The organism is Alloacidobacterium dinghuense, assembly GCF_014274465.1.
GTDB classification, from domain to species: Bacteria; Acidobacteriota; Terriglobia; order Terriglobales; family Acidobacteriaceae; genus Alloacidobacterium; species Alloacidobacterium dinghuense.
Window position 1 is genome coordinate 6,166,517 of the sequence record NZ_CP060394.1, and the last position, 13,608, is coordinate 6,180,124.

The following is a 13,608-nucleotide window of genomic DNA, read 5'->3' on the forward strand; positions in this document are numbered from 1 at the left end:
CCTTGTCATCTCAATGGAAGCACACGCCACTCTCAGCGATTCCGGTCGAGCATCTCAACCCGCTTCTCGAACGCCAGTTTGTGCATGGCGAGCAGTCCATGCTCGCGCGCCTCCTGCTGCGCAAAGGCTGCATCGTTCCCGAGCACAGCCACCACAACGAGCAGATCTCATACATTCTTGAAGGCGCGCTCCGCTTCACCCTCAACGGCAATGAGGTTGTCACCGTCAATGCAGGAGAAACGTTAGTGATTCCGTCGAACGTCAAGCACAGTGCTGAGGCGCTGGTAGACACGATCGATTTGGATGTATTCGCGCCGCCGCGTGCGGACTGGATCGGCGGAACGGACGCATACCTGCGAAAGTAATCTCCTGAAATTGTCCGGCCATCCTGGAGGAATCGAGATGAACGTCTCTCAACTCGACAAGATCATGAGCGAACTCACAGATGGGCGCACAGAACTGGTCTTCGACATACTCGCGGCCGGGCAGCCAGCCGCGTACAGAGATCAAAATAGCGTATCCCTGATGCAGCATTGCGCTTACTACGGCGATGTAAGCGCGATCCGATATCTTCTTGCGCATGGCGAGTCGCTCAACTCCCTGGGCACGAACCTCGGATTGAATGCGGCTTCGTTTCATGGACACTGGAGGCTTTGTAAGTTCCTTCTGGAACATGGCGCAGACGTAAATCAGCCTGATACCGACACAGGAGAAACGCCTCTCCATGCAGCACTATCCAAGACGGACCGTCTGGTCTACGACCGTGTGCTTGAAGTGCTCTTGTCCTTCGGAGCCGACCCGAATATCGCAACAAAGCCTGACGTCGAGACAGGCGCCTTCATGCGAGATTGCAGAACGAAAGGGGAGACTCCACTGCATCGCGCAGCCGCCTTCGGAGAAGCGGACACCATAAGCCTCTTGCTGAACGCAGGCGCAAGGATCGACGCCAGGGACATGAACGGCGATACGCCATTAGGATGGGCCAGTTGGTATCTGCGTCCGGATCCTATCCTGAGACTACTTCTCTACGGAAACTTCCGAATCCACCCGCAACGCCAGAGCATGCGAGCCTATCTGCTGGGGAAGCCTCAAGTCTGAGGGCCTATGGCGCGGAAAGTTCATCTGCCGCTCGACCCAAACCCCTTCGCTCCACGCGAGCTTTCCGTAAGGGTGTCGACGGCCGTGATTTCAAGATGAGTCATCGACTGAAAGGGAGACATTTGTGCGATCTTGTCCCCTTTGTGGATGGCTATGCAGGCGTCGGTTTGTTCCAGCTCAGCGTTGGTTAACGCTCCCTGCGCATCGCGAGCAACACGCAGGGAATACTTCGGCTGATTGATGTTCACCAGGCACACGAGGATCTCTCCCCGATAGCCCGCGTCAATGCGTCCTCCCGCGTACGTGACTCCCTTGGCGGCCATCGAGGAACGGTCGCCAAGCACAAAGCCACAGCCTTCCGGTCCTTCCACCGCAATGCCGGTCCGCACTCGTGCAGGGACGCCGGGCTCGAGCACGACATCCTCAATCGCGTAGAGGTCGAAGCCAAGATCGCTGCCTGCGTAGTTCACCGTAGGCACACGCGCATCGGGGTGGAGGAGTTGAACCTTGATCATTTCTTGCGGGGGAGCCTTCCTGCTTAGCTGGCGCCGTTCCCGTTGCCTTGCTTTCGCTGCTTCGCCCAGCGGCGCTTTTGCGCGTCGGCAATGCGTTTGCGGGCTTCGGGACTGAGGTAGCGTTTCTTACGGATGCCGGAAAGGCCTCCAGCGAGAAACTTACTGCCGGCGGAACCTTGTAGCAGTGACCGCACTTTTTCCAACCGGCCGATTTCTTCATCGATAGCAACAACGATTTCATCTCTTGTCATATTTCTTATCCTTAACTTTGTAAACAAAAGTGGTTCAGTTACTGGGTAACGGGAACATTGGTAAATATTAATTTAATTTAACCAACGGTTAAAAGCTTTCATAAGTGCGGTTATAGTTTCAAGTCAAAAATTTTGTGAAATATACGTGTTATTTGCAAGTTAGGTCATACGTTACCGCGATAATCCTTGTTTTATTACGAATGAATCAAAGAAGGACATTCACCAGGAATTCGCGGTCTTTTCTCTGATCTTTAAAATTGAATTACCTCATGCGTAGCATGATGATGGCGTGTTCACCAATCTACGCGTTAACAGGCCCCGGAAGTTAGCCGCCTCAGCGTCAGCCTCCATCGGGCTTTTTGATCTTTCGGCCGGAGGCTCGGCGGGACTTCTAACACCGCATATCTCCGTCGAGCTGGGGAAGTACCAGATCCGGCTCGCTGCGTCGGAAGCAGAGCGCGAGTCAGCATGCAGGCTGCGCTTTAAGGTGTTTAACCTGGAACTGGGTGAAGGACTTATGTCGTCCTACTCAACCGGCCTCGATAAAGACCGTTTCGACTATGTCTGCGACCATCTGATTGTCGAAGACCGGTCGACGGGCGAGGTCGTCGGCACCTACCGCATGCAGTCCGGCAGCGAGGCGCGCCGGCACTGGGGATACTATAGCGCGCAGGAATTTGACTTTGCCGCTTATGAGCCAGTGCGCGAGCAGGTGTTGGAACTTGGTCGTGCATCAATTGATCGCGATCATCGCTCGAGTGAAGTGCTTACTCTGCTGTGGCGGGGGATTGCGCAGTACAGTAGATCTTGTGGGCTGCGCTATTTGATTGGCTGTTCTTCCCTCAATTCACAGGACCCAGCCGAGGGCTGGGCAATTTATGAACAACTGAAGCCCTTTCTCGCATCGGCAGAATTTATCACAAGGCCAACTTCCGCATACACTTTGCCGCCGGGTAGTGGTCTGCCACAAAATCCACCCAAGATTCCGAGGCTCCTGAAGACGTATATTGGAGTAGGGGCGCGAATCTGTGGCGAGCCGGCCTGGGACCGGGAATTTGGCACGATCGACTTTCTCACCCTGCTGGATCTGCGACAGCTGACCCCCGCTGCGAGGAACCGATTTCTACCCGACGAAGAACATTAGAGAGCTTTTGCCGCAGCCGATGGCGCCTCATTGTTCTGTTGCTCACGCTGCTGCAGTTGTTTGTGCGGTTTGCATGGTTGCGTGTGCGAAAGAGGCGATTGACCCTTGCCGATCGCGCTGAGTGGATGCAGGCATCGTGTGCCCTGGTTTTGCGCCGCCTTTCCATTGCACTCACGATCGAAGGTCCTCTGCCAAGTTCGGGACTTGTAGTCTCCAATCACCTCACTTACTTTGACATCCTGCTCCACGCGGCCGCCGGCCCGCGAATCTTCGTCTCGAAAGCGGATGTGCGGTTATGGCCGCTCTTTGGGTGGCTTGCGCGTTGCGGCGGAACGATCTTCATTACCCGCGGCAGCCGCTCAGGAGCGACGGAGGCGGCGATCAGCGTTGAGTATGCGCTGCGTTCGGGCGTGACCGTGGTGCTTTTCCCGGAAGGCACGAGCACGGACGGAACCACTCTGCTGCCATTCCATTCCTTCCTCTTCGAGCCAGCAGTGGAGGCCGAAGCGCTCGTAACGGCGTCGGCGCTGAACTACGACGCCAAAGGGGTGGAGGAGCGCGATCTTTGTTACTACGGCGATATGCAGTTCGTGCCCAACTTGGTGGAAGTGTTCGAGCACGAGGGTATCCGCAGCAGGATTCGCTACGATAGCAGGCCGCGCGTCTACAGCAGCCGCAAGCACGCCGCGAATGACACCTGGGAGCGCGTGGCGCGACTCCGTCTGCGCGCCAGCCTCGATCCTCTGTCTGATTCACCCTGGCACACGACTATGGCTGGCGGGGCCCGCTGATTTTTCAGCGGAGATTCCTCTCTCATCCCCCTGATGATTGGCTTAGCAGAGTAGTTGACGAATTCTGGTAAATGTTTTCTCATGCTCTGGCAACCGAATTTCTGCAGTCCGCCACGTCTCTTCCGAGGGATACATGCAACGACGCGAATTTCTCAAAACCAGCGCCCTGGCTGGTTCTGCCTATTTCCTGTTCCGCAAGCAGGCACTCGCCGCCACTGCGGATGCCCACATCGAAGTTCTGGTCAACGAGCCGATCGCAACGATCCAGCCGGAAATTTATGGCCACTTTACCGAGCATCTGGGCGGAGTGGTCTACGACGGCATTTGGGTTGGCGAGAAATCGAGTATCCCCAATATCCACGGCATTCGCAAAGAGTTGGTCGAGAAATTGAAAGCCATCAAAGCCCCGGTGATTCGCTGGCCGGGCGGATGTTTCGCCGACAGCTATGACTGGAAGGATGGCATCGGTCCAAGGGACAAGCGGCCACGGCGAACCAATTTCTGGGTCGATGATCCGCAGGCTAAGAAGTTGCCGAACGACGCTGTGCAGAAGTATGAGCCGAATACTTTCGGTACGGATGAGTTCGTCCAGTTTTGCAAGCTGAGCAATGCAGACCCATACATCGCTGCGAACCTTCGCGCGTTGCCCCCGCTCTCATTCGATCAATGGGTCGAGTACTGCAATTCGCCCGCGCACAGCACGACATACGCTGACATTCGGGCAGCCGCAGGGTATCCCGAGCCTTATAACGTGCGCTATTGGGGCATCGGAAATGAGAGCTGGGGCTGCGGTGGGAACTTCACGCCCGAAGAATACTCGAATGAGTATCGTCGTTTTACCGCGTGGGTTCCCGACTATGGCGTCGATCCGCGCTTTGTTGCTTCCGGTCCGAACGAGGATGACGTGGACTGGACGACGCAGTTCTTCGAAGACATTTTGCACCGCCGTCCCATTCATCCGCCTTATGGATGGTCGGTGCACAACTACACCAACGCTCTTGAAGCGCTGAACTTCAACGATCAGGATGCTTATTCGCTTTTCTATAAGGGAACATCGACGGAAAGAATTATCCAGAACATGTGGACTGCGATGGGCGTCTTTGATCGCGACCACCAGACGCGCATGGTCGTCGACGAGTACGGTCCCTGGTACGGAGCAGGAACGGAAGTGGACCCGACGCACATCTTCGGTCAGCAGATCACGATGCGGGACGCGATTGTTACAGCCTTTACGCTCGATATCTTTAATCGCCACGCGGAAAAAGTCTGTATGGCAAACTGCGCGCAACTGATCAACTGCATCGATTCACTCTTCATCGCGCACGAGGACAAGTTCATCGTGACTCCAAACTTCAATGTCTTCGAGATGTACGCAGCGCATCAGGGGGCGAAAGCTGTGCGCGCGGAATTCTCTGCGCCGTCGGTTGGATTTACAGACATCGTCAAACCCGATCGGTGGGGACCTCCACGCGGCGGCGAACGTTCTGTACAGCGAAGCCTGAACGGGCTGATGGGCTCGGCATCCGTGAACGGCAAGCAGCTAACGCTGACCGTCGTGAACCCGAGTCTGACAGACGCGCGTGACACGCAGATTGCAGTTCGAGGCGGTAGCGTGGCGACTGCCACTGCAACGGTTCTTGCAGCCTCTGACATTCACGCGCACAATACCTTTGAGCAGCCCAACGCCGTTACAACTAAATCCGCGCAGGCAACGGCCAGTGGCTCGACGGTAGCTTTCGCTTTTCCGCCGATGTCGGTAACAAAGGTAGAAATCACGCTGAGTTGACAGATCGCAATGAAGGCCAAGTCATCCAAGTCCGTGAAGCCCCGCAAGCGCAGAATCATTGTTTTGGCTGCCACCAGCGCCGATGGCTTCATCGCTCGAAGTGACGGTTCGGTAGATTGGCTGGATCGTCCAACGCCAAAAGGCGGCTACGGCATGGCCGAGTTCTATCAGTCCATCGACACAATCCTGTGGGGCAGGAAGACATACGATATGGCGTTGGATTTTCAAAAGAAAGGCGTGCCCGGTTCAGCATTCGATACCAAGATCAAGAATTATGTCTTCACACGCGGCCCGCTACCGTCGGACCCACCTGCGGGAGTGGAGTTCGTGACCGAGCCCGTCAAAGCATTTGCGACGCGCTTGCGGAAACGAAAGGGCAAAGACATCTGGATGATGGGTGGCGCCGGCATTATCGGGTCGTTTCTCGATGCAGGAGCGATTGACGAATTCAAGATCCACGTCATTCCCACGTTTATCGGGGAAGGCATTCCCTTGATCGCACCAGATCGTCGCAATGTGCCTCTGAGATTGATCTCTTCGAAGAAATTCCCGGATGGTGTGGTCGAGTTGCACTATGCTGTCCAGAGCTAACTCTATCGCGCACTCTTGCCATACACGCGCACATAATCAACCAGCATTTCTTGGGGGAACTTGCTCGAAGCATCCGGCAGCCCGGGCCAATCGCCTCCGACAGCAAGATTCAGCAGAAGAAAAAACTTGCCATCGTCGAAGGGCCAAACCGCTCCTTCCGGGAGACTTGACGGCGTAAACGAAGCATAGACATTCGCAGGATCGTCCACGTAATACTCAATTTTTTTCGGCGACCAAATCAGCCCGAAGGTGTGGAACGCATCGCCAAAGGCCTGATCGTGCGGCAGCGCGAAGGGCTGGCCTATCTTCGTGCCGGTAAATCCGGTTCCGTGGATGGAGCCGTAAATCGTATCCGGCTTCTTGCCGATGTTTTCCATGATGTCGAGTTCACCGCACGCAGGCCAATGTACCGTCGATATGTTGTCGCCAAGCATCCAGAAAGCGGGCCAGAATCCCTGGCCTTTGGGAATCTTGATGCGTGCCTCGATGCGTCCGTACTGAAAACTCTTCAGCCCCTCAGACTTGATGCGCGCCGAGGTGTAATGTCCCTGGCCATCGCTGCGTGCAACGATGTGCAGATAACCGTCTTTGCCTAAAAATGCATTCGGCTTTGCACTATTACATGGTGCCTGCGAAGATTGATAGCTGCAGTAAGTTTCCAGCTCTTGATTGCCGAAGCCGTTGCTGCCCGTATCAAATTTCCAGTTTGCGAGTGAAGGTGCGGGGGCGCCAGAGTTGAATTCATCGCTCCAGATCAAGCGCTCATGCCGGTCCTGCGCCTGCGCAATTCCAGCGGTTAATAGCAACAGTGCGCTCAGCATGAGCCACGATCTGTTCAGTGTCATATTGTGCCCAATAACCGGGGAAAACACTCCGTTCAGCGGCAATCTATTTCATCCTTACGCATAAAGGCTGTATCAAAGAATCATGTACTTGCAGTTTGATGTCGCGAACGTGATCAACGAATCATCGATTGCCACACTCGTCGATTGTTTCTACATGCGCGTGCGGCAGGACGATATTCTGGGCCCGGTTTTTGCAGAGAAGATCGGCAGTGACTGGGAGCCCCATCTGGAAACGATGCGATCTTTCTGGTCTTCGCTGATGCTCGCCAGTGGTCGTTATAAAGGCAATCCCATGGTGAAGCATCTGCTGCTGGCGCCGCGGATTAGCTCTGCGCATTTCGAGCGCTGGCTCGGCATCTGGAAACAGACTACAGCCGAGCTATTTCCACCGGAAGCGGCTGCGATCTTTATGCGCAAGGCGGAAAGCATGGCCGACCGCCTGATTGAAACCATCGATCGGCACCACGCATCGTTAGCGGTTTCGAACTAAAGACTGAGTCCGCACGATTCGTAAATCTTGCTTATCCATTCCATATCGCGCAGACCCTCTTCGCCATTGGTCTTCGGTTCTTCGTTCTTGATGATGCAGTTGCTGAAATAGTCGGCCATGCGAACGAAGTGAGAAGGATCTTTGGCAGGATTCGGCTCGTCAAGAGTCGTCTTGTCGTTGAAGCTGGCCGTCAAATGCTGCCCTTCATAGGGGAAGGCGCTCTCCACGTTGAGAACCCCCTTCGATCCATGCACGCGATAGAAACCGTTCATGTTCGCGCCGTACGAAGTGTTGCAACTGGCAACAATGCCTGAAGGAAACTTCATCGTCCAGGAAGTGTTCTCTTCCACCTGATCGAAGCGACCATCGTGATCAATGGTGGTTGAGTAGGCCTTCACTTCGACCGGTTCTTCGCCAGTCAAATAGCGGCAGGCATTCAGTGAATAGATCCCGACATCAAGCAGCGGGCCGCCGCCGGCCATCTTTTTATTCAAACGCCATTCGCCTGGGCTGATATTGAAGCCGTTCGCACTTTCAATGGCTTGTACTGTTCCCAGCTTTCCTTCGCGGATCAGAGAAATTGCGCGCAGATTCGTCGGCTCATACTGGCAGCGGTAGGCGATGAGCAGCTTCACATTCGCTTGTTTGCAGGCGTCGATCATCGAATGCGCATCGGCTACGCTCGTGCACATCGGCTTCTCGCATAGCACATGTTTTCCCGCTTTCGCTGCACGGATACTGTACTCCGCGTGCATGTTGTTGGGCAGCGCGATGTATACGGCATCAATCGTTTTGTTATCGCGCATCTGATCGCAGTTCTCGTAGGTATAAATTGAGCTGTCAGGCACTCCGTATTGCGCCGCCATTTTGCGAGCCTTGTCGGGATGGCCGCTGACGATTCCGGTGATCTTCGATTGGCTCGACATCTTCACGCCGGGCATAAAGTGATCCATTGAAATGCGGCCAAGGCCAACGATGCAATAGCCAATCCGGTGATCGTCGCCTTGCGCATGAAGTTCCGGCAAGGCAGACGAGAGAAGAGTTGCACCCGCAAGGGTAGTGAACTGGCGGCGATTTAGATTCATGCCATAGCTCCGTAAAATAACTTTGGATTAGACATCAATTGCAGCGAATAACTCAGTGGTGATACCCACGCTACTCGTGATTAGATGGAAGGCATGGGAATAGCAACGGAAAAGCTGCGTCTCAGCGAGATTTCTCCACGCATCATGCAGTCGGAAATTCGTTCGATGACCGTAGAATGCGATCGCCTTGGCGGAGTGAATCTCGCGCAGGGCGTCTGCGATACCGAGGTGCCTTCTGTCGTAATTGAGAGCGCGATCAAGGCCATTCATGACGGTCACAACATTTATACGCGCATGGATGGACTTACGCCGCTGCGCGAGTCTATCGCGCGAAAAATGGCGCACTACAACGGTATCCACGTTGATCCCGAATCGGAAGTGCTGGTCACTTCCGGTGCAACGGCAGGGCTGTACGCCGCGTGCCTGGCACTCTTCGACCCCGGCGATGAGGTTGTGCTGTTCGAGCCGTTCTACGGCTACCACGTCAATACGTTGTTGAGCCTTCGCATGCAGCCCAAAGCAGTGCCGATGGCAATGCACACATGGGAGATTGATTTCGGCGTCCTGCGTGCAGCCATTACGCCGCGCACACGGGCGATCATTGTCAATTCGCCATCGAATCCGTGCGGCAAAGTTTTCAGCCGCGCTGAGTTTGAAAAAATCGCAGCCCTTGCGGACGAACACGACCTCTTTCTTCTTACCGATGAGATCTACGAATATTTCCTCTTCGATGGCAGGGAACACATCTCGCCCGCGTCGCTTCCAGGAATGGCTGAGCGGACGATCACAATTTCAGGACTGTCGAAGACCTTTAGTATCACAGGATGGCGTATTGGCTATCTTGCAGCTGACAAGCGCTGGCTCGGCTCGATTGCTTACTTTCACGACCTGACCTATGTTTGCGCGCCAACACCTTTCCAATACGGCTCTGTTACAGGGCTCGTTGAGCTTCCCGATAACTTCTACCTGCAACTGGCAACTGAGTATCAGGCCAAGCGGGATATGCTTTGCTCTGCATTGCAGGACGTCGGTTTTACGCCCTCGATTCCGCAGGGCGCTTACTATGTGCTGGCCGATGTCAGTGCTGTTCCAGGCGCCACTGCGCGTGAGAAGGCGCGCAATCTGTTAGCGCAGACTGGAGTGGCAGGGGTTGCCGGTACTGCATTTTTCACCGGAGGTCGCGGCGAAGAAATCATGCGCTTCTGCTTCGCCAAGCGCGACGAGGATCTGCAGCGTGCCTGCGATGCCCTGCGTAGCTATCGCATCTGAAATTCAGGCGAGCCAAGAATCAGCGCTGACATTGTATCCAGCTGCTGCGTAGCATCTGCTGGTGCAGCAGTCTGAGCCAGTTGCTCACGAATGACCGAGTTTGTCTTCGCAGAAACATCTCCGGCAATCAGCAATTGCTCCATCAACTCAAGAGCTTCGTCCTGCCCGCTAGGCACAGCAGCCTTTTGCGTCATGATGGCTGGTTCGACAGCGACGCGGTGCAGAGAATCCGGCGAAGTCGCAGGCCGCGCCAGCAGGCCGTCGGCAAGCAGGTGCGGAGCGTCGAACTTCATTCCGCCGAGCTTGCTCGTGGTCAACTGCATGGAAAAATTCAGCCGGTCAACTAACGCCGCAGAGTTCATCCAGTGATCGGCTGTCATCGGGTATCCGGTTGGTGGCTGCATCTGGTAAAGCGGCTCGCCCATGCGAGCCAGCGTGCCCACCAACGCGCCGGGGTTCGTGGGATTCGTATCTGTGGAACGAAACGCCGAGGCGACGAATTCGAGCGGCGTCTTTACCTTATTGCGATAGTTTGTGCGCGACCAGAATTCAGGGGAGTGCACCATGGTCCGCAATACCTGCTTGATATCGCCGTCAGAGGAGAGATAGGTCTGCGCCATGCGATCGACCAGTGCCGGAGGGGGCTCGTCGGCGACAAAGCGCTGCGCTAATTTGTAACTGATAAAGTGAGCGGTCTGCGGCTGCGCGGCCAGCCATGTCAGCGCCAGTACGCCCTCGTTGAAGCCATTTTCTTTGATCGTCTGCCCAAACCACTTTTTCGTGCCCGGCTCGTGCCACCGCGGATTAAAGACAAAGGGCCCACCCAGTTCGGGATGATCAATCGTCCAGCCAGTAAAAATCTTTGCCAGGTTCGTGACGTCAGCCTGCGTATAGCCGCCATTAACGCTGACCGTGTGCAGCTCCATTACCTCGCGGCCATAGTTTTCGTTCAGGCCACGGTCTTGCTGCTTGGGATTGGCTTTCTGCCGATTGGCGGCAAGCGAATCAGGCCCAATGCTGGTGCGGTTGTCGAGATAGTCGAGCATCGCCGGATGCTCCGCGGTTGCCAGCAGCAGATCTTTGAACTTGCCCAGGGCATGTTCGCGGATGGCATTGCGTTCGTAGTCCGCGAGATAGTACGTTTCGATGGGATTTTTGTGCAGGAAGATATTGAAGTGATTGAACCAGAAATCGGTCATCACTTCTTCAAGCTGCCGCTCGCTCAGAATCGCACGCAGAATCTTTGCCTGCTGCAATTCATTCTGCGCTACCCCGATGCCTGCTGCGCCGCCACCCATCATCTGAAAGATCTCGCGCTCGCGTGGGGTGAAGTCGTTCATGAGCATCGTGCGCTGCGGGTCGGTAACGCGACGGCAAAGGATCATGCGCTGTTCCGCCGGCAAACGCATGATTGCCTGCATGCGCAGGCCTTTCTGATAGCCAAGAATCTGATCTGCCAGAGTCTGTGCTGTTGGGCCACTCTGTGGCTCATCCTCCATATCGATCGGCGGAGGAGCCTGCTCGGCATTCGTCTGCATTACCGGCATCGAGGCACTCTGAGTCTGGTTCGCCGCTGCATCCCGTGCCTGCTTGCGTTTGTAGCGTTCCAGCATGACTTCGTATGCTCCGGCGAGCATCGGATCCTGCGGCATGGCGAGTTTGCCGGCATCAATCTGGCGAATCACGCCCCCATCGGGAAAGTTCATCGCCACCTGCGGCGGAGCCATCGTCAACGATGGAAAGGCGGCTAGCCGTTTGTCGAGGTCGGCATTTGAAATGGAGTCGGGATTCAATTGTTGTTCAAACCACACCTCCCAGCCAATTTTTGTGACCGCCGCCACATCTCCAGGCCGCGGACCAAAGGTGAAGCGAGCAAGAACTTGCTGTGCGCGCTCCTCGTTCGTGAGTGGAGGAAGTACCGGTTCGGCTTTGGACGGAACTTTATGATGAGATGCAGCGTGTGAAGGGCTCTGCGCGACCGCCGCGATCGGCAACAGAGCAATGGCAAAGAGGCTTAGTGATAGAGTTGTGCGGATCAACCCATGCTCCTGACAACGGTATAAACCGGAATCCAGGCTTAGAGTTGCGCCGGTTGTGCCTTTACCTGTCTCGATCGCGTCGTTTTGAATAAATATGTAAGCACTGGCCGCGCCAGGAGCAGAACCCCAAGTACAAGGGTGATCGTAAGCGGCGTGCGCACGCCTGATTTTACCCCCCACCAATAGTGAACAACCCCCGCAATTGCCGATACATACGCCAGCCGATGCAACGCTTGCCAACGCTTGCCGCCCAACTTGCGGATCGACCACGTCGTTGACGTCAGGACGAGAGGAACGAGCAGCATCCAGGCGGTGAGTCCGGCGGTAATGAATCGCCGGCGGGTAATGTCATTGATCATCGCGCTTAAGCTGAAGTTCGAATAGAGCCAGACATAGGTCAACAAATGCAGGCATGCATAGAAGAAGGCATAAAGACCCAGCATCCGCCGGAAGCGGATGAGCCAGCTCAGTTTCGGAATCAGTCGTCGCACCGGCGTAATTGCAAGGGAAGTCACCAGTAAGCGGAGCGTCCCCTTTCCGGTAAAGAAAGTAACGGCAGCTATCGGATCAGCGCCAAGCGCATCCGGTACGGTGGTGCTGGCCTGCCAGAACTTCCAGGCCAGCCACATAACCGGCGCAAGGCACGCGATATGCACCAGCACTTTCAGGAAAACGATCAGTCGATTCGGCATGATTAGTAGTATTTGCGCAGATCCATACCGTTATAGAGGCTGGCCACCTGGTCGCCATAGCCATTGAACATCAGCGTCGCGCGGCGTTGTTTGAAGACCGGTTCGCCGATACGCCGCTCATACTTCTGGCTCCAGCGTGGGTGATCGACATTGGGATTCACATTTGAGTAAAACCCGTATTCATTCGAGGCCTGATCGTTCCACGCTGTGTGTGGCTGCTTTTCAACGAAACGCACTTTGACAATCGATTTTGCCGACTTAAATCCATATTTCCACGGCACCACGATGCGCACAGGCGCGCCATCCTGGTTCGGCAGCGTCTCTCCGTAAAGCCCGAAGCAGAGCAGCGTCAGCGGGTTCATCGCCTCATCCATGCGCAGCCCCTCGGAGTAGGGCCAGTTGATGGAAGACTGGCTGAGTCCCGGCATCTGCTTGCGATCCGCGAGCGTCAGGAACTGTACGAACTTGGCATTGCCAAGGGGTTCGCATTCCTTGATGAACTCAGACAGTGAATAGCCAACCCACGGGATCACCATGCTCCACGCCTCGACGCAGCGGAGTCGATACACGCGCTCTTCCTGCGGACGCAGCTTCAGGAGCGTGTCGATATCGAAGGTCTTCGGCTTTTTCACCAAGCCTTCCACGGTCACCGTCCATGGTCGCGTCTGCATCCTCCCCGCGTTCTTTGCTGGATCGCCTTTCTCCACGCCGAATTCATAGAAGTTGTTGTAATTGGTGATGTATTGGTATGGCGTCAGGTCTTCGCCGGTAGTGGAAAGCGGACTCTTCACCGTATCGAGTTTTGTGCCAGCATGAACTCGACGACTCGGTTCGAGAATCCGCGCCATGCGCTCTCCGGCAAGCGCCGCGACTCCAGCGGCTCCGGCTGCAGCCATAAACTTTCGCCGGTCCATGTAGGCAGATTTTGAAGTGATTTCAGAAGAAGGAATGTCGCTCGATTTGCGGATCAACATCGGTCAGTGCCCTGTTTCTCTAATTACAGACTAAAGTA

The 13,608-nt window shown here is 55.4% G+C and carries 15 protein-coding genes; 8 read left to right on the forward strand and 7 right to left on the reverse strand.

Annotated elements, in window-relative coordinates; genetic code table 11:
* The first annotated feature begins 2 nt into the window (after positions 1–2).
* Positions 3–365 carry a cupin domain-containing protein gene (locus H7849_RS25930; RefSeq protein WP_251106496.1) on the forward strand — a complete coding sequence of 121 codons (363 nt, stop codon included), beginning with the start codon at positions 3–5 and terminating at the stop codon, positions 363–365.
* 37 nt (positions 366–402) lie between these two features.
* Entirely contained in the window at positions 403–1,098 is a 696-nt protein-coding gene (locus H7849_RS25935) for an ankyrin repeat domain-containing protein (protein WP_186743331.1), read from the forward strand.
* A gap of 20 nt (positions 1,099–1,118) precedes the next feature.
* Here H7849_RS25935 and H7849_RS25940 read toward each other — a convergent pair whose 3' ends face one another.
* Together H7849_RS25940 and H7849_RS25945 are read right to left on the reverse strand one after the other, a co-directional pair.
* On the reverse strand, positions 1,119–1,613 hold the full coding sequence (locus H7849_RS25940) for a dUTP diphosphatase (protein ID WP_186743332.1): 495 nt from the start codon (positions 1,611–1,613) through the stop codon (positions 1,119–1,121).
* A 23-nt stretch (positions 1,614–1,636) separates the two neighbouring features.
* Positions 1,637–1,864, reverse strand: coding sequence for a hypothetical protein (locus H7849_RS25945; RefSeq protein ID WP_186743333.1), 228 nt, complete (start codon positions 1,862–1,864; stop codon positions 1,637–1,639).
* A 289-nt stretch (positions 1,865–2,153) separates the two neighbouring features.
* Here H7849_RS25945 and H7849_RS25950 point away from each other — a divergent pair, with 289 nt between their 5' ends.
* From H7849_RS25950 to H7849_RS25965, 4 genes are all read left to right on the forward strand, one after another.
* On the forward strand, positions 2,154–3,008 hold the full coding sequence (locus H7849_RS25950; protein WP_251106497.1) for a GNAT family N-acetyltransferase: 855 nt from the start codon (positions 2,154–2,156) through the stop codon (positions 3,006–3,008).
* 98 nt (positions 3,009–3,106) lie between these two features.
* The gene (locus H7849_RS25955; protein ID WP_186743334.1) at positions 3,107–3,799 is read left to right on the forward strand and encodes a lysophospholipid acyltransferase family protein; all 693 of its coding nucleotides are present in this window, start codon (positions 3,107–3,109) and stop codon (positions 3,797–3,799) included.
* Between the two features lie 133 nt (positions 3,800–3,932).
* Positions 3,933–5,585, forward strand: a complete 1,653-nt coding sequence (locus H7849_RS25960) for an alpha-N-arabinofuranosidase (protein ID WP_186743335.1) — start codon at positions 3,933–3,935, stop codon at positions 5,583–5,585.
* 9 nt (positions 5,586–5,594) lie between these two features.
* Positions 5,595–6,176, forward strand: a complete 582-nt coding sequence (locus tag H7849_RS25965) for a dihydrofolate reductase family protein (RefSeq protein ID WP_186743336.1) — start codon at positions 5,595–5,597, stop codon at positions 6,174–6,176.
* A gap of 2 nt (positions 6,177–6,178) precedes the next feature.
* Here H7849_RS25965 and H7849_RS25970 read toward each other — a convergent pair whose 3' ends face one another.
* Positions 6,179–7,021: a glycoside hydrolase family 16 protein gene (locus tag H7849_RS25970; RefSeq protein WP_186743337.1), complete on the reverse strand. Its 843-nt coding sequence runs from the start codon at positions 7,019–7,021 to the stop codon at positions 6,179–6,181.
* An 82-nt stretch (positions 7,022–7,103) separates the two neighbouring features.
* On the opposite strand from H7849_RS25970, the gene H7849_RS25975 reads away from it, so the two are divergent.
* Positions 7,104–7,511 carry a group III truncated hemoglobin gene (locus H7849_RS25975; RefSeq protein WP_186743338.1) on the forward strand — a complete coding sequence of 136 codons (408 nt, stop codon included), beginning with the start codon at positions 7,104–7,106 and terminating at the stop codon, positions 7,509–7,511.
* Here H7849_RS25975 and H7849_RS25980 read toward each other — a convergent pair.
* The gene (locus tag H7849_RS25980) at positions 7,508–8,596 is read right to left on the reverse strand and encodes a Gfo/Idh/MocA family protein (protein ID WP_186743339.1); all 1,089 of its coding nucleotides are present in this window, start codon (positions 8,594–8,596) and stop codon (positions 7,508–7,510) included. The genes H7849_RS25975 and H7849_RS25980 overlap by 4 nt on opposite strands.
* Positions 8,597–8,689: 93 nt before the next feature.
* Between H7849_RS25980 and H7849_RS25985 the strand changes: the two genes are divergently transcribed.
* Positions 8,690–9,865: a pyridoxal phosphate-dependent aminotransferase gene (locus H7849_RS25985; RefSeq protein WP_186743340.1), complete on the forward strand. Its 1,176-nt coding sequence runs from the start codon at positions 8,690–8,692 to the stop codon at positions 9,863–9,865.
* Here the strand turns inward: H7849_RS25985 and H7849_RS25990 are convergent.
* The 3 genes from H7849_RS25990 to msrP are packed head-to-tail and all read right to left on the reverse strand — an operon-like array spanning position 9,853 to position 13,570.
* Positions 9,853–11,904, reverse strand: a complete 2,052-nt coding sequence (locus H7849_RS25990) for a DUF1800 domain-containing protein (RefSeq protein WP_186743341.1) — start codon at positions 11,902–11,904, stop codon at positions 9,853–9,855. The genes H7849_RS25985 and H7849_RS25990 overlap by 13 nt on opposite strands.
* A gap of 38 nt (positions 11,905–11,942) precedes the next feature.
* Positions 11,943–12,596: a protein-methionine-sulfoxide reductase heme-binding subunit MsrQ gene (gene msrQ / locus H7849_RS25995; RefSeq protein ID WP_186743342.1), complete on the reverse strand. Its 654-nt coding sequence runs from the start codon at positions 12,594–12,596 to the stop codon at positions 11,943–11,945.
* 2 nt (positions 12,597–12,598) lie between these two features.
* On the reverse strand, positions 12,599–13,570 hold the full coding sequence (msrP, locus tag H7849_RS26000; protein WP_186743343.1) for a protein-methionine-sulfoxide reductase catalytic subunit MsrP: 972 nt from the start codon (positions 13,568–13,570) through the stop codon (positions 12,599–12,601).
* Positions 13,571–13,608: the final 38 nt, after the last annotated feature.